22 protein-coding genes are annotated in these 24,838 nt (G+C 37.3%); 4 read left to right on the top strand and 18 right to left on the bottom strand.

All coding sequences use genetic code 11. The features are described from left to right. Positions 1-394 precede the first annotated feature (394 nt). The 6 genes from BUC45_RS01975 to BUC45_RS01950 form a co-directional block, all read right to left on the bottom strand. A complete protein-coding gene (locus BUC45_RS01975; RefSeq protein WP_296969943.1) occupies positions 395-1,888 on the bottom strand; it encodes a TrkH family potassium uptake protein in 1,494 nt (497 codons plus the stop codon). Next, the gene (gene trkA, locus BUC45_RS01970; RefSeq protein ID WP_296969941.1) at positions 1,885-3,288 is read right to left on the bottom strand and encodes a Trk system potassium transporter TrkA; all 1,404 of its coding nucleotides are present in this window, start codon (positions 3,286-3,288) and stop codon (positions 1,885-1,887) included. Before trkA ends, BUC45_RS01975 begins: the two co-directional genes overlap by 4 nt. 72 nt (positions 3,289-3,360) lie before the next feature. Continuing rightward, positions 3,361-4,707, bottom strand: coding sequence for a phosphoglucosamine mutase (glmM, locus tag BUC45_RS01965; protein WP_276791536.1), 1,347 nt, complete (start codon positions 4,705-4,707; stop codon positions 3,361-3,363). After that, positions 4,708-5,937 (bottom strand): CdaR family protein, encoded by a 1,230-nt coding sequence (locus tag BUC45_RS01960; protein WP_276791534.1) that lies wholly within the window; start codon positions 5,935-5,937, stop codon positions 4,708-4,710. Between the two features lie 13 nt (positions 5,938-5,950). Next, on the bottom strand, positions 5,951-6,751 hold the full coding sequence (cdaA, locus tag BUC45_RS01955; RefSeq protein WP_366749514.1) for a diadenylate cyclase CdaA: 801 nt from the start codon (positions 6,749-6,751) through the stop codon (positions 5,951-5,953). Between the two features lie 94 nt (positions 6,752-6,845). Then, on the bottom strand, positions 6,846-7,673 hold the full coding sequence (locus BUC45_RS01950) for a polymer-forming cytoskeletal protein (protein ID WP_296969937.1): 828 nt from the start codon (positions 7,671-7,673) through the stop codon (positions 6,846-6,848). 353 nt (positions 7,674-8,026) lie between these two features. On the opposite strand from BUC45_RS01950, the gene BUC45_RS01945 reads away from it, so the two are divergent. The 4 genes from BUC45_RS01945 (at position 8,027) to BUC45_RS01930 (ending at position 10,298) form a co-directional block, all read left to right on the top strand. Then, positions 8,027-8,905, top strand: a complete 879-nt coding sequence (locus tag BUC45_RS01945; RefSeq protein WP_273701836.1) for a polysaccharide deacetylase family protein — start codon at positions 8,027-8,029, stop codon at positions 8,903-8,905. A 141-nt stretch (positions 8,906-9,046) separates the two neighbouring features. Further along, positions 9,047-9,484, top strand: a complete 438-nt coding sequence (locus BUC45_RS01940) for a nucleoside recognition domain-containing protein (protein ID WP_213975159.1) — start codon at positions 9,047-9,049, stop codon at positions 9,482-9,484. 18 nt (positions 9,485-9,502) lie between these two features. Continuing rightward, positions 9,503-9,970, top strand: a complete 468-nt coding sequence (locus BUC45_RS01935) for a nucleoside recognition domain-containing protein (RefSeq protein ID WP_213975158.1) — start codon at positions 9,503-9,505, stop codon at positions 9,968-9,970. 1 nt (position 9,971) lies between these two features. Further along, positions 9,972-10,298 carry a MazG-like family protein gene (locus BUC45_RS01930; RefSeq protein ID WP_213975157.1) on the top strand — a complete coding sequence of 109 codons (327 nt, stop codon included), beginning with the start codon at positions 9,972-9,974 and terminating at the stop codon, positions 10,296-10,298. A gap of 11 nt (positions 10,299-10,309) precedes the next feature. Here BUC45_RS01930 and rho read toward each other — a convergent pair whose 3' ends face one another. From rho to BUC45_RS01870, 12 genes are all read right to left on the bottom strand, one after another. After that, the gene (gene rho, locus BUC45_RS01925; RefSeq protein WP_296969935.1) at positions 10,310-11,584 is read right to left on the bottom strand and encodes a transcription termination factor Rho; all 1,275 of its coding nucleotides are present in this window, start codon (positions 11,582-11,584) and stop codon (positions 10,310-10,312) included. 333 nt (positions 11,585-11,917) lie between these two features. Further along, positions 11,918-12,511: a hypothetical protein gene (locus BUC45_RS01920; protein WP_213975155.1), complete on the bottom strand. Its 594-nt coding sequence runs from the start codon at positions 12,509-12,511 to the stop codon at positions 11,918-11,920. 28 nt (positions 12,512-12,539) lie between these two features. After that, entirely contained in the window at positions 12,540-13,514 is a 975-nt protein-coding gene (locus BUC45_RS01915) for a HAMP domain-containing sensor histidine kinase (RefSeq protein ID WP_296969933.1), read from the bottom strand. Next, positions 13,484-13,903, bottom strand: a complete 420-nt coding sequence (locus tag BUC45_RS01910; RefSeq protein ID WP_296969932.1) for a response regulator — start codon at positions 13,901-13,903, stop codon at positions 13,484-13,486. Before BUC45_RS01910 ends, BUC45_RS01915 begins: the two co-directional genes overlap by 31 nt. A gap of 161 nt (positions 13,904-14,064) precedes the next feature. Then, a complete protein-coding gene (locus BUC45_RS01905; RefSeq protein WP_296969930.1) occupies positions 14,065-16,938 on the bottom strand; it encodes a S8 family serine peptidase in 2,874 nt (957 codons plus the stop codon). Positions 16,939-17,086: 148 nt separating this feature from the next. Next, positions 17,087-18,976 carry an S-layer homology domain-containing protein gene (locus BUC45_RS01900; protein WP_296969928.1) on the bottom strand — a complete coding sequence of 630 codons (1,890 nt, stop codon included), beginning with the start codon at positions 18,974-18,976 and terminating at the stop codon, positions 17,087-17,089. A gap of 428 nt (positions 18,977-19,404) precedes the next feature. After that, on the bottom strand, positions 19,405-20,181 hold the full coding sequence (locus BUC45_RS01895; RefSeq protein ID WP_296969926.1) for a DeoR/GlpR family DNA-binding transcription regulator: 777 nt from the start codon (positions 20,179-20,181) through the stop codon (positions 19,405-19,407). Between the two features lie 157 nt (positions 20,182-20,338). Next, complete coding sequence (locus tag BUC45_RS01890; protein WP_296969924.1) at positions 20,339-20,605, bottom strand: hypothetical protein; 267 nt, start codon at positions 20,603-20,605, stop codon at positions 20,339-20,341. An 89-nt stretch (positions 20,606-20,694) separates the two neighbouring features. Next, positions 20,695-21,510: a BtpA/SgcQ family protein gene (locus tag BUC45_RS01885; protein ID WP_296969922.1), complete on the bottom strand. Its 816-nt coding sequence runs from the start codon at positions 21,508-21,510 to the stop codon at positions 20,695-20,697. Positions 21,511-21,532: 22 nt separating this feature from the next. Then, entirely contained in the window at positions 21,533-22,609 is a 1,077-nt protein-coding gene (locus tag BUC45_RS01880; protein WP_296969920.1) for a M20/M25/M40 family metallo-hydrolase, read from the bottom strand. 17 nt (positions 22,610-22,626) lie between these two features. Further along, on the bottom strand, positions 22,627-24,144 hold the full coding sequence (locus tag BUC45_RS01875; RefSeq protein WP_296969918.1) for an FGGY-family carbohydrate kinase: 1,518 nt from the start codon (positions 24,142-24,144) through the stop codon (positions 22,627-22,629). 18 nt (positions 24,145-24,162) lie between these two features. Continuing rightward, positions 24,163-24,838: M20/M25/M40 family metallo-hydrolase (locus tag BUC45_RS01870; RefSeq protein ID WP_296969916.1), on the bottom strand; the 676-nt coding region annotated here is incomplete at its 5' end.

Here is a 24,838-nt window from a genome sequence, read left to right as displayed (position 1 = left end):
GGGAAAAATAAAAACCATGAACAAAGCCGTTTCATACAGCTTAACCTTCATGGTTTTATCCAAAGTATTTATAAGATTTTTGTAATAGCTTTTAAATAATATAATTTATGGTAGTTTTTGCAAGCCTTATATTTTTACATCTGTATAACACTTTATGGCCTTCATGACCATTTGATAAAATTTTAACATTTGCTTGCTTTCTTGTCAACACCAAAAAAATTATATTTATTCATTCTATGATAACGTCGTTACTATTCACAGGTCTGTCATTTTGCTATATACTGCTGTCATTCTAAGCGCAGCGAAGAATCTTATTTAATCCTTACAAAGAGCCTTCACTGCGTTTGGGATGTCAAGTTGTTTTCATTTTAACACAGACCCAAAATATTCAATTTTAAATCGAGTGGTCTTTCCGCAGTGAATAGTCTTGGGGCTTACCAAAGATTGTAACTCCCTGCCAAAAACTTGGAGTAAAGCACAGCATCACTGTAAATATCTCAAGCCTTCCCATTAACATAAGAAAGCTGAGGACAAGTTTTCCAATTTGGGGGATTTCGCTAAAAGTAGATTCGGGACCCACACTGCCAAGCCCCGGACCTATGTTGCCCAGTGTAGCTGCTACAGATGAAACCGATGTTATCATATCCTCGCCCAGCATCGCAATGAATAACGAGCCTAGCACAAATAAGGCTATATATATAAAACTAAATGCCAAAATATTTCTCAGGACATCATCGGGGATAGGTTTGCCTCCTATTTTTACCGGGACTACAGCTTTAGGGTGAAGTGTATGAGTTAACTCTCGCCTACAATATTTGAATAAAATCAGCATCCTGATTTGTTTTATAGCACCGCCGGTAGAACCGGCACATCCTCCAAAAAACATAAGCAGTAACAGTAACATTTTCGAAAATGCCGGCCAAAGGTCAAAATTAGCAGTGGCATATCCGGTAGTGGTCATTATTGAAACCACTTGAAACGCACTTGTCCTAAAAAGGTCGGTCTTTAATGGAATTAATCCCCTGATATTCCATGCAATTAAGAGAGTTGTAACGATGATTACTCCTAAGTAAAATTTTAGCTCCTCATCTCCAAATACTCGATTCCACTGGCGCCTAAGCAGATAATAATAAAGGCTGAAATTTACCCCGGACATTGCCATAAATATTAATATTATAATTTCTGCTGCAGGATTTTTAAAGGCACCTACGCTCAGAGCTCGCGTGGAAAAACCTCCGGTTGCAACTGTGCCGAATGTATGTGTCAGTGAATCGAATAAATCAAGGCCGGCTACCATCAATAATATGGTTTGAAGTATCGTCAACCCCATGTATATGCGCCATAATATTTTTGCCGTATTTGCTATCTTGGAAGATAGTTTCGAAACTGAAGGCCCGGGAACCTCCGCACGAAACATATGAAATCCTCCGGCACCTACTCCCGGAAGGATAGCCAGGAAAAGCACTATAATTCCCATGCCTCCCAGCCAGTGAGTAAAACTTCTCCAAAAGAGTATTCCGTGAGGAAGTGCTTCCACATTGTTTATTACCGTGGCTCCGGTAGTCGTAAAACCTGATATCGCTTCGAAAAATCCATCGATAAAAGTATCCACCGCGCCATAAAACACAAATGGCAATGCTCCAAAAATACCGGCCAATATCCAACCTAATGTGACAACGAGAAAGCCTTCTCTAAGGCCTAAATCTTTTCTCAAGTAAGTTTTCACTCGCAGCAGCACTCCAACTATTATTGCGGCAACGATTGAAAATAAAAAAGCATTGATATCGCTGTCACCATAATAAATCGACCATCCCAGAGATGGAACCATGGAAATTCCTAAAACAATCAGTAAAGTGCCAAGAATATAGCGTACAGTATTTAAGTTCAATTAGCTATCATCCCTTCATGCATTCCTTGATGCTTCCTGGCTGTTTCAGAGGAGCAGAAAAGTCGTTCCACCTGCTTGACATTTTCAGACTGGGTGAAAATTATTAATCGGTCTTTAGGTAAAATAACATCGTTTCCTCTAGGGATGACCGCTTTGCCGTTTCTTAGTATTGCACCGATAATAATGCCTTGTGCTGATAGGCGCAGCGCTTTTAACTGCTGATTGATTAAAGGAGAATCATCAGCAGCGGCAAGTTCAATTATTTCAGCTCTCCCATCCTTCAAAAATGTCTCTGATATGATACTTGACTTTCTAAAAAGTTGAGAAAGCCTTCCGGCTACTAATAGCCGCGGACTTATATAGGAATCTATGCCCAGTGTCTGCATCAGTATTTCATAGTCCGGTTTGTTAATCTCGACAATTGTTTTAGATGTGCCTAGTTTTTTACCTAAAATAGATGTAAGAATATTTAATTCATCCGACCCTGTTACAGATACTAATACATCGACACTCTCTATATTTTCATCTTTTAAAAAATTTATATCCGCTACATCTGCGTTTAAAACCAGAGTCTTATTAAGATGGTCGCTTAGAATGTGACACTTTTGGGCAGATTTTTCTACCAGTTTTATAGTCATTGAATTTTTCTTGTAACCTTCCAAAATCTTAGCCAACTTAAACCCAATTTTCCCTCCGCCCAGAATCATCACATTTTTAACCCGCTTTTTTTCACTTCTGACCATACTGCTAAATTCAGTAAGCGTGCCGGTCTTTTTTATGACATATACCATGTCATTGGGCAAAAACTTATCCTCGCCCTTTGGAATGACAATTTGGCCATTTTCGCGGAAAATTCCAACAACAAAGTAATCCGGAGATACCGGTAAAATCGTCAATGGCTGATTTATCAGCTCGGATTCTTTGTCGACCCGAAGAGCTATGAGTTCTATTTTTCCTCCAGCAAAGTATTCGATTTCATTGACATCGGGATTTTTTATGAGTTTGGCTATCTCCAGAGCCGTCAATCCTTCCGGATCAATCATGATATCTATGCCAAGCTGCTCACCCGTAAGCAACATTTTATGGCTGGTATATTCCGGATTTCTAACTCGTGCTACGGTTTTGATATTAGCTAGTTTTTTTGCAATCATGCAAAACATAATATTTAATTCATCACTATCAGTAACAGCAATAAACACATCGGCTTCTTCAATGCCGGCATCAACTAAAGCAGAGATACGTTCGCCGGTTTCCTGTACTAACATAGCATCCAATCTATTTGAAAGGCTTGAAATCTTTTCACTGTCTTTTTCCAAAACTACCACATCATGATTATCCGCAATTAACCGTTTTGCAAGCTCAGTTCCTATATCGCCGGCTCCGGCGATTATTACCTTCACTCTTGACACCACCTATATAAAATTGTGAATAATCGGGGACTGTCCCCAATTATTCACCCGCTTCTTTTTTATTTATCTCAGTTCTTGTTCTATCACTTGGGCAACAGATTTTGCAACTTTTTCAATTAAATCTTGCTGTTCACCTTCTACCATTACACGAATCAGCGGTTCAGTGCCTGACGGGCGAACTAGGATTCTACCTTTTTCACCCAAAAGCTCTTGGTTCTCTGCTATGATTTCTTGAATACGTTTATTGCTATCATAGCTAGATTTGTCTGCCACTGTTACATTTATAAGCACTTGAGGATATACCTTCATTATCTGCCTTAGCTCTGAAAGAGTTTTATTTTCATTCACCATTACATCAATAAGTTTTACTCCGGTTAGGATTCCATCGCCAGTGGTATTATGGTCCAGAAAAATGATATGACCTGACTGTTCTCCACCAAAATTGTAACCACTGCTTAACATTTCCTCAAAAACATAGCGGTCGCCTACTTTCGCCCGCACCATTTGTATACCTGCATTCTTTAAAGCTGCTTCTAATCCCATATTGCTCATTACAGTAGAAACTACGGTTTCATTTTTTAAAAGTCCACGACTTTTCAGGTGCACCCCACAAATAGCCATTATATGGTCTCCATCTATTATTTCACCTTTTTCATCAACAGCTATCAGTCGGTCTGCATCTCCATCGAAGGATAGGCCTACATCAGCCTTTATTTCTTTAACATATTTGCAAAGGCTCTCAGGATGTGTAGAACCACAATTAACATTTATGTTAATACCATCAGGTTGATTGTTTATTATATGGACATCTGCGCCTAATTCCTCTAAAATCATGGGTGCCACTTGGTAAGATGCTCCATTGGCGCAATCTAGGGCTACCTTTAAACCCTTAAATTTAAGTTTTTTATCTATCACCGATTTTATAAAATCCACGTAGGGTCTTATCGCATCTTTTGTGTACGTTTTTCCAACGCCTGAGCCTATAGGGCTTTTTATATCTCCATTAGTATCCTCAAGCAGTGCTTCGATTTCATCTTCCATGGCATCAGGTAATTTGTAACCATTTTTATCGAAAAACTTAATCCCATTATATTCATATGGATTATGAGATGCAGAGATAACTACACCGGCATCTGCATTAAAGTGGCGTGTAAGATAGGCAATGGCAGGAGTTGGCATGATTCCTACCTTTAAAACATCCGCACCTTGTGAACATATACCGGCTATCAATGCAGCTTCCAACATATCTCCCGATACCCGTGTATCCTTGCCAACTACCATAATGGGTTTTTCGTGAAGCTTAGATAGAACTTGTGCGCCTGCTCGACCCAGCTTAAAAGCTAAAAGCGGTGAAAGGTCTTTGTTGGCTACGCCTCTAACCCCATCTGTTCCAAATAACCTGGACTTCATTCAGTTTCCTCCTTTTTGCTGCAAAAGATTGCTAATGGTAACGTGGATTTCGCTTGGCTCTATTTTAATAACTCTGTAGGGTCTTGATACATCTGCTCGAATCTTTACAAAATGCTCACCTTCAGTAAGACCGGTAATATCTACATTTAACTTCACCATGTTTTCATTTGCTTTATCAATAATACTCTCGGGACCACTCACTGTCAATATGACATCTCTATCATGTTCTAGTTCTGCATTTAATCCCGAATTCGCACCTTCTACAGCAATTTTATCTGATTTAATATTCAAGGTAGTAGTAGCCAATTTTTCAATCTCAACGGTAACCCGCGCTGACTGAACCTCTTCATCAAAGATTGTAATCCCTTTTGGCAAAAGCAAGTTTACATCTACCGAAACCGTTGACACTTCACCCTGAATATTTATCGGTTCGGTGCTGATGGATTGAAGATTGTTTAATATATCGGCACTTCCGGTCACCGTTATTGACGGTGGGTCTATTCTTACATCTCTGATTATATAGCCTTCGGGGGGATTACCCCTTATATTCGGTAAAACTTGCACATTGCTGACGGGAACAATAGGCACCGTAACCTCGACCACATCAGGTCTGAATGTAATTCTTTTTTGTTCATTGCCTTGCCCGTCAAGAACCATAAATGGAAGGGTGCTGGTAACTGCACTGTCTTTGTCCGATATATCGATTGTCGTTGATATTTTCTTTATTGAATTAACAATGCTTCGCGGACCTTTAATGACAACTTCCTGAGGCTTGACTTGCGGTTTGCCTGCCGCAAAACCTTGTGCAGGAGTTCCAACTATTTCCACCGTAACAGGTCTTTGCTCTTCAATAACAGCCTCTAAAGTCACCATAATTTCCCTTGGCAAGACATCGATAAGCTCTATATTCGGCGGTACAACCACATCAACGCGAATTAAATTATCTCCTTCCATACGCCCCCGCATGCTTACTTCAGCACTGATATCATTTGGCTTTAAATCGGTCACCAAGCTGCGGCGCCCCCTAACTTTCACATTTACCGTAAATTGAGATGATTCGTCTTTCAAAGCGAACTTGTCTTCGTCCAGATTTGACAGCTTAACAGGTACATCCCTGACTATGTAGGTAACTTGGGGGTTTTGTTCATTCATTACATACAGCCACATAACAATGGCAACAATAATTGAAAGAACTTTGACAGCCGTATCGTTAGCAAAAAATCTATGCATTATCCTTCCTCCATTACCATAGGGATGGTTTTTTATCTTTTATTTCGTATATGTCCTTTAACATATTCTTAAGAGTTTTTATATCAAGATAGCGACTGAGTTTACCATCTTCAGCTACTGAAATAACACCGGTTTCTTCTGAAACAACAATGGCCACGGCATCAGATTCTTCAGTAACGCCCAAAGCAGCACGATGCCTGGTACCCAGTTCCTTGCTTAGATTCGGATTTTCGGTAAGGGGCAGGTAACATCCTGCCGCCATTATTCTATCATTTCTTATTACAACCGCGCCGTCATGCAAGGGAGTATTCGGTACAAATATATTTATCAGAAGTTCCGTCGAAACACATCCCTCAATTTTAACACCGGTTTCAATATATTCATTAAGCCCTGTTTGTTTTTCCAGCACAATAAGTGCTCCGGTTTTTTCTTTAGACAGTTCCTCAGCGGCGCTTGCAATATAATCAATAACCTTGTTCATCTCTGCTTCGCCCAATCCTAATAGCGGTGTTGAGAAAAACCTTCCTCTCCCCAGTTGCTCTAAGGCTCTCCTGAGTTCTGGTTGGAAAACAACAAGAAGCGCTATAACGCCTACTGTCATCGCATTTCTTAAAATCCAATTTATTGTATAAAGCCCCAGCCATTCGCTTAACTTTGTAGAAACAACCAGCACAACCAAACCCTTTAAAAGCTGTACAGCTCGGGTTCCTTGAATTAATTGTATGGCTTTATATGAAACAAAAGCTACAATAGCTATATCCAATAAGTCCATTAAACGAAAACCTTTGAAAAGCTCAAAAAGCTGTAATGACATTTTCCCACCCCAGCATACCTTTTTATTACTATAAATATTATAGCATTTAATCTTGATTTAGTATATTTTTATAACCGTTATTTTTTACTTTTGTCTATTCTGTTAACCTTTTTGTCCCAAACCGAGTTTCCGCAGTAATGCCCAAAGACGTAATCAAAACTATTGCAGAAGTTAAACCGCCTATGAAAGGTACTAAATTAATCAGCCAAAGAAGCAGTGCACCAAGTGCAAATTCAAGCAAAATCTCAGCTTTCATTTTCAAGTGCTCATTTAATTTTCTACCAATAAAGATACTAATGCACAAATACCCGAAAAATCCCGCGGCATACAGAAGTAGCAACAATATGGGAATCAAAGGAATTCCTATCAACGTAATCAATAAGAGCAGCAACATAACGGGTGTTAGTAAGAGAATCGCAAGACCAATGAGCATCTTTCTGCCCACTTCTTTTTCAACAACACCGGATGCCATCTTTATGCTATTGGGAAATAGGATTATAACAAGAATTCCTACAGCCAAAAGCCCGAGAAATCGCACAATTTTAAACCAAATGTATCTCCGGTTTGTACCTTGCCGTGTAATATCGTTTACTATATTTTTTACCCCTGATATCTTCACTTCGGTTGTCTTGCCGTAGATTTTAGAGGTTTCCCCTCTAATCACTCGTCCGCCTACAGCAGTAACGTCACCTGTGACCTCGCCATTAACTCTTATATCACCTAAAATTGCAACTACGTCCCCGGTTACCTTGCCGTCGACTCTAATATTACCCATTATGGCAATAATATCGCCAGTTACAACTTCATTAGAATCTATTGTTATATCTTTGTTAATCTGAATCAGGTCATCTTTTTCTGTGGCTAATGCCGACGCGGGTACAAGCAGTAATAAGGCAAAGATTAAAACAAGAATTTTTTTCATTATATCCCCTTCTATTTTTATTATTTTTTAAACATGTTTCGATATAAGAAATGGGGTCTCGCCGGTTATCCTCGATTGATTTTACAAATACCGGCAACCTATCCATTCTTAATACATCCATGTTTTGAAACTTTTTCTTGCCCCGTTTTTATATGCTAACTAATAAAAAGTTGTTTGTTCTGGATAAATTATACAATACTTAGCACTGGTTTTGAAATAGATTAAATTAAATTTATATTTTGTAATGATAATGTAATAAAATACCAACGATTTTTAGCCCATAATGCAGTATGATAGAGATATAGAGCATTTTTTCATTTATATTTTGGTAATAAAAAAGGGGGCTAAAAAAGATGCAGTTAGGTTTTAAAAATCAAAAAGAAGCTCAAATCTCATATTCAAGATATATCATATGCATTCTCTTTGCAGTGTTCTTTTCCTTCTGCACTTTCCCCTGTCAAATCAGCACCGGGCAGGCTGATAAAATTGTAGCTAGCACATCAGCGCAACAATTAAACATAAATGATGAAAATAATACTGCTTTTTTGGACGAAATGGAGCTTAAACAGTTACAGCAACTTCAAGACCGAGGGCCTAAAGCTTTGCCCTCACTTTCAAAATCTGTGCTTACATCAAAATTTATTCGTCACGGCTCTGAAGACGTAAAGCAGGTTGCAATAACTTTTGATGACGGACCTTATTTATTGACCGAAAAATATATTGAAATACTGAAAGCATATGATATTCCAGCTACTTTCTTCCTAATTGGGGTTCAAGTCGAAAAATACCCTGATGATGCAAAAATGATTATTGACAACGGCTACGAAATTGGAATTCACTCATATAACCATAAAAAACTCACAAACATGCGCATAGATTCAATTGAAACTGACCTTATAAAAAGTCTGGATACTATTGAAGAAATTGCCAAGGAAACAGATGTGAGGTTTTTTAGACCGCCATTCGGTAGTTTTAATGACTCAGTGATAGAAACCGCTAAAAAACACAATTTAACCACAGTTTTATGGTGTGTAGACCCGCGGGATTGGCAAAGAAATGACCCTAATCAAATAGCCCAACACGTGATAGAAAAGTCGGATAATGGAGCTATTATACTGCTGCACGAAGGGCGACAAGGAACATTGGAGGCTTTGCCCCAGATTATCGAAGGTCTGTGGGAAAAGGGGTTTGAGATTGTGTCTTTGTCAGAACTTTTGTCGACAGCGGAGTAATGTAAGGGTGCCTCCTAGGCACCCTTACAGTTTTTTATGGCTTGGTGAATAAAAAGGAACCATCCCTAAATATTCACTTTTCGCTTTGGTGCTTCCATGTTATAATTATTTAATAGGATATACGGATTGGAGGAACTTTTTTTGCAGGATATTAATAAGGGTTTTTCAACGAGCACATTAAAACGGGGCATTATGTCAGGGCTTAATATAACTTGGGAACTTTCTAAAATTTTGGTTCCTATTTATTTTATAGTCACATTCCTAAAATATACCCCGATTATCAGCTGGATTTCGAATCTTTTTGCACCTATTATGAATTTATTCGGTTTGCCAGGAGAGGCAGCGATAGTTTTGGTTATGGGTAATGCCGTAAACTTATATGCTGCCGTTGGAGCCATGGCTTCTCTTACACTTTCTATAAAAGAGATATCCATCCTAGCGATAATGCTCTCATTTTGCCATAGTCTTCTTGTTGAAACTGCTTTAGCAAAAAAAATAGGCCTCTCCGCCGTCAAAGTAATAGCAGTAAGAGTAGCCTTAGCTGTAGTTTCAGGGCTGGTTTTCAACATATTGTTATAGAATTATTGGAGGTGAATTATGTTTATTATTTTTAAAGAAGCTTTTATTGGTAGCTTTAACTCAGTTAAACAAATAGCCTTTATAGTAATTCCTCTGATGTTAGTCATGGAAATCTTAAAAGATATGGGTGTGCTTGATAAAATAGCTCAACTCTTTTCTCCATTAGTTAAAATATATGGCATGAAAAAAGAAGCAGGTTTCCCCTTAGTTATCGGTATAGTCATTGGATTGTCGTATGGTGCAGGTATTATTTTCCAATCGGCAAAGGAAGACCAGCTTACCCGCCGCGATCTTTATCTATTAACATATTTTCTAGTGGCCGCTCACGCTGTTTTTGAAGATACAGCCATTTTCATGGCATTTGGTGTAAACGGTCTTTTGCTTTTTGTTACAAGATTAGTAGTAGCCGCATTGTTTACATTTCTTGCTTCTCGATGGATTAAACCCGATGATACTCTTTTACAGAATTCTAGTGAGGTGATATAGAATGATGCCGTCAGAAAATCATGATTATAAAGTAATCAGCTTGCCTAAGCTTAACGGTCTTACTCCGACTCTTGAATCAACCGCTTTAAAGCTGATGGAAGAAGCCGGGGAACTTGCTCAAGCCATAGGAAAGTTTCGTGGTAAGAGCGGGGAGACCGTATGGATGGATGAAGAAAAAGTAGTTGACAAGATGGCACAGGAACTATTAGATGTGGCTCAAGTAGCCGTTTCAATGATGTTCGTCCTTGAAGAAAATTATGATGTTAACCTTAAAGAGAAGCTGGAACAGCACATCGCAAAGCTCAAATCAAAAGGGTATATCAAGTAATAGTATTTAAGCTAATATATCCCTTTGTTATTTTGCATTTCATTAACAAATGTTGCCAGGCTTTCATAAAACTCTCTATTTGTTTTTGTTTTTCTTAATTTATTTATGATAATAGATGTGGCCTCTACATTGTCCACAGAAGCTAAGGCTTTTCTCAAGACCCATGTAGCTTCTAATTCTTCCTTTGACAACAATAACTCTTCCCTGCGCGTACCGGACTTTTTTATGTCAATCGCAGGATATATCCTGCGCTCTGCCAGTTTTCTGTCAAGGTGTATCTCCATATTTCCTGTTCCTTTAAATTCTTCATAAATCACATCATCCATTCGGCTTCCCGTTTCTACTAATGCTGTAGCTATAATTGTCAAGCTGCCGCCTTCTTCAATATTCCTGGCGGAGCCGAAAAAGCGTTTTGGTTTATGAAGCGCACTGGGGTCAAGACCGCCGGAAAGAGTCCTGCCTGTGGGAGGTACCACTAAGTTATTGGCTCTAGCTAAGCGAGTTATACTGTCTAGAAGGATAACCACATCTTTTCTGCTCTCCACCAAGCGCTGTGCCCTTTCCAATACCATATCGGCAACCCTTAAATGATTTTCAGGCAGTTCGTCAAATGTAGAACTTACCACTTCACCTTCTACAGAGCGTCTAATATCCGTTACTTCTTCAGGTCTTTCATCAATCAAAAGCACTATAAGTTGAACTTCTGGGTGATTCTGTGTAAGGCTGTTAGCTATATTCTTAAGCATCATGGTTTTGCCTGCTTTTGGCGGAGATACAATTAGTGCTCTCTGGCCCTTTCCTATTGGAGCAATAATATCGATAATGCGCGTAGAAAGCTCTTGAGGATCATGTTCCAGTATAAAGCGGGAGTTTGGAAAGATTGGAGTCAGCGAATCAAAGTGATATCGGCAAACTGCGTGTTCCGGATCTAAACCGTTCACTGCAGAAATCTGAAGCACTGCTCGATACTTCTCGCCTTCCTTGGGAGGTCTTACATTTCCGGCAATCATATCACCGGTTCTCAAATGAAATCGACGTATTTGCGATGGTGATATGTATATATCCTCATCTGACGGCAAATAGTTCTCGATTCTTAAAAAGCCGTAGCCATCAGGCAAAACTTCCAGTACTCCTTCTGCCACCGCATCCCCATGTTCATTAGCTGCTTCCATTATTTTAATAATAAGCTCGCGTTTTCGATATTTGTAGTACCCTGGTATTTTCTTTTCTTTAGCAATTTCATGTAGCTGCGCTATTGTCTTTTTTTCCAGTTCTGTAATAAGCAAGGCTTCACTCCTTAGATTTTCTTTAAAAATGTCTATACAAATTGTAAAATTATTACTATATTATTGCTCTATTTGGGAAACTATCATACTGATATTTCTAAATATTTTCTCTGAAAAAATAAGAGACAATGAAAGTATTTGATGGATAGGAAATAAATGGAAGAAGATACTTCTGAAAAATTATACCCAATGATGAGAAAAAATATTCCTTTTTTGCTGAAAAATCACAGATAAATCAGGCTTAAAAAAGAGCCCTCACAGGGCCCTTTTTATAAGATACACCGAGGAGGATTTGCCTTTTGTTAGTTATTATACCATTTATGCATCATAGCGTCAATATTTAGTAAGCTTGCGGCAGGATTTGGATTTTATAATAATAGAATGCATTTTTCTAATCATTTCTAAATCCTTTTGATTTGCTGCATTTACCAGATAAACACTTCCACAATTCTTACATATAAGTTCTATTTTGTCGGCACCAATATTTGCAGCCACATCCCGGCTTCCGCATTGACAACGTATTTTCTTGCTTTCAGCCATATCGTGTATATGGTTTATCAGTTCATACATTATAAAAGGATCTGTAAAATAGTCGTCAAAACCCATCTCATGCATCAGCAATTCCACCTCACGCTGATGTTTTGCGACCATCGCTTCTACATCGGTTTTTGAGCCAAGATAAGCTAATTCACGGCCGCATCCATAGCAGTATAAGCGATGACCTCCGGGCCTCTTTAAGGATTTTAGAGTAAGGCTTGATTTATTATATTCTTTACACTCATCGCAATATAGCTCTATTATCACCTCTTTTTTATTATGATATACAATTAATGGCTTCTGATCATACTTACGAAAGAGGCTTATAGGTATAATGTCCATATTATTATTGCTTTTATATAGGGCTATAAAAAACCTTGCATCTATCATTTGCACCACCGATTTATTTTGGGTATGTTTAGCAGCTTATCAGAGGAAATTCAAGATAAAAAGTAGTTCCTTTTCCCTCAGTTGATTCTAAATATATGCTGCCCCCATAATTATTTATAATCTTCTTAGTAATGTATAGACCTAAACCGGTTCCGTTTTCTTTTGTACTAAAGAAAGGATTGAAGACTTTATTAATGTCATCCTGCCTTATTCCAATACCTTCATCTTTTATTTCAACTATACACATTGTTTTATCTTTTGCATATGCTTTAATGCTTAAATTTGCTCCGGTTTTCATAGCTTCAATGGAGTTTTGGATAAGATTGATAAGTATTTGTATTAGCTGTTCTTTATCAACCATAACAATAAGTTCATCATTACTAAAATCACATTTACAAGTTATATTTTTAAGTTTAAAACCGTATTGGAAAAATGCCACAACTTCCTCTATTGTCTTTTGAACTGAAGTACCATCTTCGCCTTCACCCTTAACAAGAGAATCGTCCTTATATTTTGATAGAAATTCGTTTATTAGGCTATTCATCCGGTCCAATTCACTTATTATTATATTAACATATTCTTTTCTTTTATCATCTTCGTTAAAGCTTTGGTGTAGAATTTGTAAAAATCCCCTTATGGAGAAAATAGGGTTTTTAATCTCATGGATATAACTTGCTGCCATTTGCTTTTCTGCTATTATGCTTTCATTTTGTGCTTTTTTCTTTTGTAATTCTTGTAGTTTCGCTTCCATTGCCTCTTCATATGTTGCAAAACACCCTAATATACCTGTCGCATCTTCTATAACTGAAAAATCTACATCATATGCATAAGCATTACTACTCGCTTCATCATCCTCATATCCAATCAGGATTCGATGGCTGCCTTCCCTAACATATAACGGAGGATCCTGTCTGATAGTGTAAGTGTTTTGAGTAAAATAATCGCAATTACACTTACCCAATTTTGAAGAATTCATTGCACTGTGCCGCCGTTCATCTCCCATTTACCTTCTCCTCTCGAAGTCATGCCTGATGTTGATATTTCTATTAAGAAGGTTGCAAATTCTAAAATATCAAAGGGCTTAATGAAAAAACCAAGAGCGCCATGTGCTTTAGCCATTTCTATGCAGCCCGCATCTGAAGAACCTGAAATGAATACTGCTTTTATATCAGATTTTATTGATTTAAGTCTTGATAAAAGGCTAATGCCATCAATGTCCAGAAGGTTAACATCCAGTATAACAATATCAGGTTGGTCATTTTTAACAACTTCAACGGCTTCTACATGGTCTGATGCTGTAAAGACTGTAAACCCAGAATTTATAAGTACTTCCTGCAACATTATTTTAACCCAATACTCATCATCTACAATCAGTACTTTATAACTTTGCATGGAATTCCCCTACCTAAAAAATGCATCCACCTAAATCAAAGTTTCTTCTTCTCTAACTTCTCAGTTGCATTGACAGGAATTTAAATTGTTATAATTATTTTATTCTATATGAAACATCGATTTCCTTCTTTATCATATAATAAATATTTCACTTTATACTTCTAATAATTATTTCTAAATACCAGTGGTGCATAACGTTCATCGTAAATTTCAATGGTTTCTATAACAGTATCAACTGGTATAGAGGCTTTTCCATCTATCACAAGATATTCGATGCCATTTACCATAATATTGGTATTAATCGGGTTACCTGTATCCTTCTCTTTTACTAAAATATATTTATTGGAGATGATTTCTATTTCTAGCATTTTTTTGCCGACTACAAATCTAAGTGGTATATGTGAAATTTCATTACCATTTGCGTTTTCCACAGCAATATACCCGATAAACTCGGAACCTGTAGTCGGAATATTAACAAACAACCCGGCATTCCATTGATGATTAGGATTTAACTTTCCATAGATATCTTGTATATATACGTTCATTTTATCTGTTAAAATTTGAGTTTTGACCTCAATATCTGCCGTTCCTTCCGGGATAGAAAATCCATCTATATATACTATATATTCTCCCGGCTCAGGGTTTGTCAAATGTATGTTTTCTTGCAGAACATCAATCTTTGCAGAAAGCGCAACTTCTTCATATAAACCGGCGGTATTCTTTTTATAAAGATATAAATCCATGTCGCCTTTTTGATTATTTTGGGGAATTAAATTGATATTTAAGTCCATTGTATTTTTCGGTACTTTAATAATCGGACCCTTTGTAAACTCACCGTCTTTTACTTTTACCTTTGTTGAGGAAATTCCTTCATTTTTCTCAGCCAAACCCACACCCTCTAAGCGACCGTCAAAAACCTTAGCTCCATTTTTCAACATAATTTCCCGGGAAATGTAACTTTCACCCTTTTTTACAGCAAATGACAATTCCTTTATATCCGTAAAAATCCCAAAAGCCTCAGCCGATAATCGATAATATGTTGTATCTGCCCCAAAATCTGACAAATTATAATCTGAAACCACTACGACTTCCCATATGCCGGGCTTTGGTTTAGCTGTTTTAAAACAACTGCTTTTCTTTGTGGATATATAATCTGCCCCTGCCACATCTTCATATACTTTATGACCTTCTGGGTCATAAACATATATCAGAGCTCGCCCCATGGAGTTGTTTTTCCCAAGAACAGTTAAGGTTAAATCTATCTCCGACATCCCTGGAACTGTTTTGAAAAAATAACGTTTCCAATGAGATGGCAAAAGTTCTCCATTTATAGATATATTGCAGGTCTTTGACAAATCATAGGGCACAGCCGCAGTCGTTAAGAAATTCATTACGGCTTTACCGCTTTCTATATTATAGCCTGTAGTTTGGGCAGTATATAGGCCAGGTTGTTGGGGAAACCTGTACGAAAGCATCATGCTTTGTGGTTTCCCTTGCGGTAGTACAATTTCATTTTTATTTTCATCAATGCTTAACCATTTTTGATCAGATTCCAGCCTTATTACCTGCGAACCAGGAGACATATTGGTAAGCAGCAGCTTTAGGTGTGCTTTTAATTGGTCGCGGAAAGTAACACCATCTATATCTTCCGATGAATCTGTTAAATTTATGGCTATCTGCGGTAAGCTGAATAACTCACTTGTACCGTGTTTTAATATATCCCAGCTTTTTACGACATTTATAAGACCATTCCCTTGTTCAATTTCAAGATAACCCTCTATTTTTCGTGCCCCAGCTTCTATAGACTTTTTAAAGTTTGCAGTAGAAACATCTAGACCTTCTTTTTTAGCTTGCTCCAGTAGTAGTGCGCAGCTACCTGAAACAAACGGTGCCGCCATACTAGTACCGTCCATTAGAAAATAGCCACCGCTGTCCCACCGATTAACGGTTGAAATTACACTAGACGGCGCAACCACTGTCGGTCTTGAGGAACTATGACCCACACCGGTGTAATACCAAAGTGTTTCATCAGTTATTTTTACATTATAGTTGATGTCCCAAAGTCTAGGGGACATATACGCCCCAACAGTAATTATATTATCAGAACCATCTACATCATAAGCCGTAGCCAGGCCCGGACCACTGTTCCCTGCAGCAATAACAATAATCGCATTGCTTTCAAGCGATAATTTTTCTAAAAGCTCTAGTTGAGTTTTATGGCCTTCCTTAGATAACGCAAGATTACCGATGCTGACATTTATTACATCCGCGCCTTGTTTGACGGCATATTCAATGGCCTTAAAAATATCTTCCCAATTACCATCCCCTGATGATCCTATAGCCTTTATTGCCATTATCTGAGCTCCAGGTGCCGTTCCCACAAGATTGCCGTTAGCTCCTATGATTCCAGTTACGTGAGTACCGTGACCATTGCCGTCAAAACCCAGTTTTACAAAGCTGCCGTTTCTATCAACATTTGTAATAACAAAAGACGATTCTTCAACATAATCAGTTGCCGGATTGTCCCTGCCAAAGTTAGCCCATCTATGACTTGCCGAATAAACCCTTAGTGGTGTTTCGTCAGTAAAGTCAAAGTTTTGATTGGTGTCCACATAGACAGTGTCATAGATTTTTGGTAAAAGTGAGTCAGTTACTAAAATCCCAAAAACATCATCATTTTTACCATTACGATTTACATCCTGGCAAATAGGGCTATTTTTGTCTAGTTGTTGTTCTTTGAAAACACCTATATGAAACGAGCCGCTCATTGACCGTATGCCCTTGACATTGTATTTTTGTTCTTCAATATTTACCAGATTTTTCTCAGGAATAACCGTAGCTTTCGTATCGACATATCCTTCATCTGTTAAATCAATATAGTCAATAACTTTAATACTGCCGTTCGGAGTTTTTTGCAAGTCGGGATGACTTACATCAACACCTGTGTCAATCACTGCTACTTTTATACCATTACCGTCAACGCTATAATGCTTTCTAAATTCATCTGCTTTAATTGACATAAGGGCTTCGCTCATTCCGATATTTACATTAAAATTAAGGCCTTGCCCTTTGGCTAGGCCTGTAAAACAAACTATAAAAATTATTATTAGTAAACATAACCTTTTTTTCATTATTACCAGTTCCTAAATGTATTTTTATTAATATCTAATCTGCTTTCACATACTAATCAGAAATAGTGATATCGTGAATCGTATCGGCAAAAAACAGTCCTCCCTCATAACCGCCTATACAGATAACTTCATCACCTTCAGCAATCCTACTTATCCTAACCTCTCGATTTTCCTTGTATAATATGGTATCGCTGGTATAATACACATGTTGTGTGCTTTTTGTGCCATCATCATTTTTTATATTGATTACTATAACTTTAACCTGTTCATTTATATTCACTACAGTACCTCTTATTGTTTCTTTAACATTTCGGACAGTTACATCTATGCTTATGGCCTCATCATTTTCAGCTTCTATATCCACATAGTAATTAGGCCTAATATCCGTTACATCTATTTGCTTTCTATCTTTTGTAATTTCCGTATCTCGAGTTATTTTAATTACATGTTCCCTGCCTTTGTCGTCTACCACGGTAATAGTATTGATATCAGCAAGTGTTACTGCCTTTACTGTTCCACTTATATCCTGCTTTGTGCTTGTAGCAACAACCCTTGTACCTACACCATATTCTAAGGTTAACTTTACCTCATCGCCAATTTTGAGGTCACTGATATCTGCACTTCTGTTATTTTTGCGTATTGTTACATTTTTACCTAATTCGTAGTCATTTTCTCTGCCATTCTCGCCTTCAATTGTAATTGTGGGGTTTTTGGCAGCAAATGTAATATCCGTTATTACTCCTGTAATTTCTTTAGTAGCAGTTTCAGCTTCTATTCTTACTATTTTGCCGTCTGTCACGGTAACAGTAGCAGTATCACCTATCATTAGTTTATAGATGTCGGAAGTTGTGCCATCGCGTCTTATTTTTGCATCTGATGCTATATTATAGCTTTCATATTTATCATTATCCTTGTTTTCAATAGTAAGAACATTCGCCGATATGTTAACTCCTCGGATTATTCCTTTTATGAGCTTATCTTTATCCTTATCCTTATCTTTATCTTCATTTTCATCCTCAACAACGGTAGCTTGTTTACCATAAGCAATCTCTACATATTGTGCTGTATTTCCGCTAGCTATTATGTTGACAGTATCACCAGGTTTTATATCTTTTAGCTGGGCACTGGTTAAATTACCATCTGCATCTTCTTTATATATTAAAGTACTGTAAGTATTCACAATGTAGGTTTTAGAACTGCCATCATCTAATTTCGCATCAATCGAAGGCAATAATGTTGAATCTACATTCTTTACTATGCCTTTCACCATGTTACTATTGGCTTTTGCAAGTTTCGTTACATTATGAAGTACTGTAGCTATTTGAGCCCTAGTAACCTTTTCATTGGGTTTAAAACTGCCATCCGGAAATCCTTTCATGATTCCCTTTTCAACAGCTATTTCTATATATGGCCTAGCCTTCAATTCAATCAAATATCCATCGGTAAAGGATAAAGATGCATTAAAAGTTTTGCGACTTTCGGCTTCCTGGCCAAGGCCTATGGCTTTTACCGCAAAAACAGCAACCTCTGACCTAGTAGCCGCATCTGCCGGTCTGAAGTTTTCCAGGTCTTCACCGGATACAATACCTTTTTCTACAGCCAATGCCACATATCCTCGTGCCCAGGGTGCTACTGAATTTGCTTTGGGAAAAGTTGAAGGCAGGCTTTTGCCAGTTGCTTGGCTTTCCCACCCCATAAGTCTTACCAGCATGGTAATCAGTTGCTCTCTTGTTACAGAATTATCAGGGCCGTAGGTAGTTTCTGTCATGCCTTTTACGACTCCCAAAAGATTCATTTTCTCTATATATGGTCGCGCCCAATCGTATTTTGCAGCGGTTATATCCGTAAAACTGGCAGCCATAGCCTGAGTCAAACCGAATGCTGTAAGCAGAATTATTGCAAAAAATACTATAGATACTTTTTTTATTTTTCTACCGCTCATAAATTTTCCCCTCCATTAAAGCTTAATCTGCATTAGTATTCTACAACTACCTATATTTGTCCTCTTTTTTTCATTAAAAAACCCTGCTTTTTCACCATCAATCTAAAATATTAATGTTGCCATCGATATAAGATAAGGTATTATGATACTGTAACCATTTTGTAACATTAATGAGATATGTTTTTGAAACATAAAAAGAAAGCATCAGTTAACACTATTTGCTATCCTGTATTAACTAATGCTTTGCTTTGATACAATATTTATCTCTTATTGCAAAAGTATGACCCTATGGTAAAAAGTCAATTCTTAACTAAAAATGCTGCTAATGCCAACATTTTGTTCCTGAGTATAATATAATAAGGAAAGTACGCCTTATATTGAATATGAATTTAGGAAAAGATAGTTTTTACATTATAATCAGATATCAATTACAGGTTTTTATCTGCAATTATTAATTGTATACCTATTTCTTCAAAAGCTTTTTCCATGTCCATATCTATCTTATCAATGACAATTTTATCTATTTCCTTTAGATCGCACACATGTGCAAACACTTTTTTATTTATCTTACTATAGTCTGCAACTACTATAACTTCCTCTGCCGCTTTTATCATGGCTTTTTTTATAGGAATTTCAAGCATTGTTCTATTAGTAATGCCATAATCGATACTTATTGCATCAGCGCCAAGAAAAGTTTTATTAACATGAACCGTAGAAAGAAAATCTTCGGCAGTAGGTCCGGTTAATGTATATACTGATTTTTGAAGTATTCCACCTGTGACAATTAAAGAAATGTTCGGATTATTAGCTAACACCATAGCTACATTTATATCATTAGTTATAGCAGTTACATTTTTTACATCGCATAAATGTGCAGCTACCTCAACTGTAGTAGAACCCGCATCAAAAATTACAACATCATTATCTTCAATAATTTTAGCCGCAGCTTTTCCTATCTTCTTTTTCGCCTCAACATTCAAGCTAAATTTTGCCTTATAAGGTATTTCATTAGAAAAATTGTGATTTATAGTTAAAGCTCCACCGTGAATTTTTATTATTAAACCTTTGTTAGCTAATTCTTCTAAATCTCTTCTGATAGTTACTTCTGAAACTTTAAAGCGCTTGCTTAAATTTTTTACGCTAGCTTTTTTCTCTTGATTAACATAATTGAGAATTTGTTCCTGACGCTCGAAAGCAAACACCATAAACTCATCCTTTTAATTTATCTTTAAATAGTTTAATGTTTTGTACTAGAATTAAAAATTTATTTTCAAGTTAATCTATTTTATAATATTATTTAGATTATATTCTATACTGTTTTTAAGTTCAAGTGAGAAAATTAAAGTATAAAGGTATTGGTATTTATCTGTTTTGACGCATTAACCTAACATTTCTATGATATAAGAAAATATCTGTAGAAACCATAATAAGATTTATTACATATAAAACTAGAACAATATCACGGCTATAAACAATTTTATGAATAATACCAGATAAATATCCGATAGCGATTGCGTATAAAAATAAACAACTTTTACCTTCTACTGATTTAGTAGTAAGTGATTTATAAATATTCATAGGCCATGCCATCCCAAAGCAAACGAGCATTATTACCTCAAAAATGCTCACGGTAATTCTCCTCCCCAACAATTCTTATATATAAAACGATACTCGGACAGCATTCGCAAATTTGCAAATGCTGTCCGCTGACATCAATATTAATTGAGATTTTTTCTATAGTTTTTAACTACATCCATAAATTCCTTAACACGGTTGACATCAACAGGATTTTCAAATTTGCCATCAACTTTAAAGGTTGTTCCAACAATTGCTCCATCAGCTACCGAAAGCTGCTTTTCTATGTTATTTAATCGGCAGCCTGTGTTTGCAAAAACAGGTGTATCTTCTGACACATCTTTAACTTTTTTAAGAATTTCAGAATCTGTTTCGGCGCCAGCCGTAAGTCCTGAAACGCACAGGGCATCAGGCCGGCAATTGAATATAGTTGTCTTGGCAATTTGCTGAATGTCACGCTCAGCAAGATACTTTGCTGCTTCTGGAACTATATTGAAAAGTAGTTTTACATCATCAGCACCAATTCTTTTTCGATGTCTAGCTACTTCACCAAAATTTGTATTCCAAAGACCAAAGTCGCTGGCATAAACTCCGCTAAATATTTCTCGAACAAATTTTGCTCCTGTAGCAACAGCTAAATCTAGAGTGCCTGCCGGATCCCAGAGCACATTGACTCCAAATGGAACCGATATTTCGTCCATTAATTCTCCTATTATTCTTCCCATGCAAACAATAGTCTCTGTTTTTACTTTTGTAAGATATGGTAAGCTAAATTCATTTGAGAATATGATTGCATCAACGCCACCTTTTTGGAGTGCTAGAAGGTCATGTCTTGCTTTATCTAGCACTCCCTTCATCCCACTATTACTATCATAGTAAGGGTCTCCGGGCATAGCCTGTAGATGACACATTGCTATTATAGGTTTCTCTGTTTTGTAGATTTCTTTTATCCATTGCATGATTAAAACAACTCCTTAACAATTATAATTGTAAACTATTTAAATTATTTATTGCTTCAAAAATCAGCTGCGTAGTTGACTCAAGGTCTTTCATATCACAGGTCTCAACAGGAGTATGCGTATACCTGCAGGGTACACCTATATCAACTCCACGAACTCCTTTTCCCTCAAATTGGAGATATGCCATATCGGTCAGAGAACCTATCAACGCTAAGCGTTGTAAATTAATTCCTGTTCTCTGTGCTGTCTGTTCAAATACCCGCACCATTTCAGGATGTGGAATAGTTCCATTAAGTGTTCCACGTCCGTGAAAATTATAGAGACTTAAGACTGGTCCATTCCCCATAGCAACATTATTCATACCTTTCATGTCAGGGGTTTTACCCTCCAAGGCTATATCTATACAAATAGCCATATCTGGTTTTATAGTTCTTGCTGCAACCATAGCTCCTCTTAGATTGAATTCCTCCTGCACTGTACCCACTAAATAAACAGTGTTTTCGGGCTTATATTCTCTAAAGCGGTAAGCTAATTCCGTAACAATAGCACATGCTATTCTGTTGTCAAGAGAAGTACCTGATACAACGGTTCCTGCTAATTTTTTAAATTTTGGTGCATATACCACAGGACATCCTATTGTTATCCCCATCTTTTCAACCTGTTCACGATTTGTGGCTCCTATATCAACAAAAAGAGATGTATATTTTTCTACGATATACTTTTCTTCTGCCGGGGTTGCATGATGTGATTTGACACCTATAACTCCATCTATCATCTCACCTTTGCGATTTTGAATCTGTACGTCTAATGCTGGCAAAACTTTTTCTGGTATACCTCCTACACGCTCCAGTCTTATAAATCCATCGGGTTCAATATATCGAACCATAAATCCAAGCTGATCCATATGCCCAAAAACCATCACTGAAGGGGCGCCGGGGTTTTTGCCCTCTACTTTTGCAATACAATTTCCAAAAACATCTATTTTTACAGGGAGATTATTCTCCTCAAACTTCTTTTTCATATATTGAGCCATCTTTTGCTCATAACCTGATAGCGACGGAATGAGCGCAGTTTCCATTAGCAGTTTTTCAAGTCTCATTATTTATCACCCTTTTTTCATAACACATGCATTATATTTTTTGTCGATTGATACAGTTCAGCATAGTATTTTTTATATTTTTCATAAACTTCACGATGATCTGAGTTTGGCTCTGTAACGTAGTCCACCTCTATCCATTTCTTAACATCTTTTGGAGATTTAATGATTCCGACTCCAAGCCCGGCTAAAATAGCATCTCCGTATGAAGCACCTATAGTAACCTTTGGTACGGTTTGTCTAATCCCACAGATATCACTAACTGTCTGAACCCATAATCTCGACTTAGTTCCTCCTCCAACAGCCATTATATTATTAAGCTCAACACCGGCTTTTCGGATCATATCTAAATTTTGACAAATTCCATAGCCAATTCCCTCAAGAGCCGCTTTTACAACATGACCTCTTGTATGGCTGAGATTAAGACCAAAAAACACACCTTTTGCTAGAGGATCTTGAATTGGCATGCGCTCTCCTGAGAAATATGGTAAAACAATTATTCCATTTGATCCCGCTGGTATATTTTCAGCCTCAGAAAAAAGTGCAGTATATGCATTCCCTTCCCCATTTTCTTCTCTTTTTAGTAAATCTTTGGCAAAATTATCTCTAATCCAGCGCGTAAGAGAACCGGTCGTTGCCATACCTGAGGTAATTGTAAAAATATCCTTTAAAACATAATGGCCTGACCATAAACCAGTATTTTCGAGAAATGTATCTGTAAGGTGAATCATAAATGCAGTAGACCCATACATAAGCATAGTATCCCCGGGTTCTACAACGCCAACGCTTACTGCCTCAGCTCCAGCATCGGTAGTACCCGCTATCACAGGTGTTCCTTCAGCAAGACCTGTTTCTTCACTAGCATGTTTTGTAACTGTACCAATTATATCAGTAGTATTTACTATTTCAGGTAGCATTTCTTTAGGGCATACATATTCGCAAAGTTCATCGTTCCATGTCATTGATTTATAATCAAGCATTGGTTGTGCACGCATTGCTGAATATTTATCTACACAAAATCTCCCGGTTAGTTTTGCTGTTAAAAATCCTGAGGCTATTGTAAAATGTCTTGTTTTTTCATATATTTCAGGTTCATTATCTCTTATCCATTTTATCTTTGGGCCAAAGGATTCTACATTACAATTGGCACCGCTTATCTTAATCATTTTTTCATTGCCTATCTGCTCATTAAGTTCTTCAGCTTGCTTTTTACACCTTGTATCAATACCGTACAGTATGGCGTTCCTCAGAGGATTACAGTTTTCATCTACTGGAGTAATAGCTGCCATTATTGTGCTGATGCCAATACAAGCTATTTCATTTGGAGATATGCCACTTTTATCTAACAATTCCTTGACAATCTTTTTGAAATCAAACCACCAATCATTAATAGGATCATGTTCAGCATACCCGGGCTTTGGAACTTTTAGTACATGTTTAGAGATTGCTGTAGCTTGGATATTTCCATTGTGATCACAAATAACTCCTTTAGACTCATATGTCCCACAATCAAATCCCAAAAGATATTTTTTATCCATACATTTCACCTCCTTAATCTACTCCCTTTCAAAATCATAAGTTGTATAATCACCTTGCAAGAACTCCATAACCCATTTTGTAAGTATTTCAATGTCCTTCATATCGACAATTTCGCAAGGACTATGAGTATACCTACGGGCGCAGCCAATATCTACACATTTGATACCCATTCCTTCTAACTGCAGATAAGCTGCATCAGTAAGGCCTCCCATCATAACGCTACGCTGAAATTTTATTTTTGCTTTGTTCGCACTCTCCTCCATAATATGAAGCATTGCAGGATGAGGGATTGTTCCATTTAGTGTTCCACGTCCATGAAAGTTATACATAGTAAGGATTGGTCCATCACCCATTTGAACATGGCTGCTTCCTTGCAAGTCTGGAGTATCGCCACATGCGCCACCATCTATACAAATAGCAATATCTGGCTTGATTGTTCGTGCAGCCATCATAGCCCCGCGAAGGTTAAATTCCTCTTGAATAGTTCCTACTAAATAAACCGTACTTTTAGATTTCTTGCCATAAAGAAAATGTGACAGTGTAAGTAAAGCTGTGCAACCTGTGCGGTTATCTGCAAAGCTTGCAAGTATCCTTGTACCTTGTAATTTTTGGAATTTAGGTTTGTATATTATTGGCGAACCGATATCAATGCCTAAATCCAGCACTTGTTGTCGACTGGTTGCGCCTATATCT

The sequence above is a fragment of the Tepidanaerobacter sp. EBM-38 genome (assembly GCA_001896545.1).
In the GTDB taxonomy this organism is placed as follows: Bacteria; Bacillota; Thermosediminibacteria; order Thermosediminibacterales; family Tepidanaerobacteraceae; genus Tepidanaerobacter.
The sequence above is the reverse complement of the archived record's forward strand: the minus strand, read 5'-3'. Positions and strand labels throughout refer to the sequence as shown.

Coding starts and splice junctions, on each gene's coding strand:
- glmM (WP_276791536.1), bottom strand. CDS start 4,707: ATGAAGTCCAGGTTATTTGGAACAGATGGGGTTAGAGGCGTAGCCAAC.
- BUC45_RS01960 (WP_276791534.1), bottom strand. CDS start 5,937: ATGCATAGATTTTTTGCTAACGATACGGCTGTCAAAGTTCTTTCAATT.
- cdaA (WP_366749514.1), bottom strand. CDS start 6,751: ATGTCATTACAGCTTTTTGAGCTTTTCAAAGGTTTTCGTTTAATGGAC.
- BUC45_RS01950 (WP_296969937.1), bottom strand. CDS start 7,673: ATGAAAAAAATTCTTGTTTTAATCTTTGCCTTATTACTGCTTGTACCC.
- BUC45_RS01945 (WP_273701836.1), top strand. CDS start 8,027: ATGCAGTTAGGTTTTAAAAATCAAAAAGAAGCTCAAATCTCATATTCA.
- BUC45_RS01935 (WP_213975158.1), top strand. CDS start 9,503: ATGTTTATTATTTTTAAAGAAGCTTTTATTGGTAGCTTTAACTCAGTT.
- BUC45_RS01930 (WP_213975157.1), top strand. CDS start 9,972: ATGATGCCGTCAGAAAATCATGATTATAAAGTAATCAGCTTGCCTAAG.
- BUC45_RS01920 (WP_213975155.1), bottom strand. CDS start 12,511: ATGATAGATGCAAGGTTTTTTATAGCCCTATATAAAAGCAATAATAAT.
- BUC45_RS01915 (WP_296969933.1), bottom strand. CDS start 13,514: ATGGGAGATGAACGGCGGCACAGTGCAATGAATTCTTCAAAATTGGGT.
- BUC45_RS01910 (WP_296969932.1), bottom strand. CDS start 13,903: ATGCAAAGTTATAAAGTACTGATTGTAGATGATGAGTATTGGGTTAAA.
- BUC45_RS01905 (WP_296969930.1), bottom strand. CDS start 16,938: ATGAGCGAAGCCCTTATGTCAATTAAAGCAGATGAATTTAGAAAGCAT.
- BUC45_RS01900 (WP_296969928.1), bottom strand. CDS start 18,976: ATGAGCGGTAGAAAAATAAAAAAAGTATCTATAGTATTTTTTGCAATA.
- BUC45_RS01895 (WP_296969926.1), bottom strand. CDS start 20,181: ATGGTGTTTGCTTTCGAGCGTCAGGAACAAATTCTCAATTATGTTAAT.
- BUC45_RS01885 (WP_296969922.1), bottom strand. CDS start 21,510: ATGCAATGGATAAAAGAAATCTACAAAACAGAGAAACCTATAATAGCA.
- BUC45_RS01880 (WP_296969920.1), bottom strand. CDS start 22,609: ATGAGACTTGAAAAACTGCTAATGGAAACTGCGCTCATTCCGTCGCTA.
- BUC45_RS01875 (WP_296969918.1), bottom strand. CDS start 24,144: ATGGATAAAAAATATCTTTTGGGATTTGATTGTGGGACATATGAGTCT.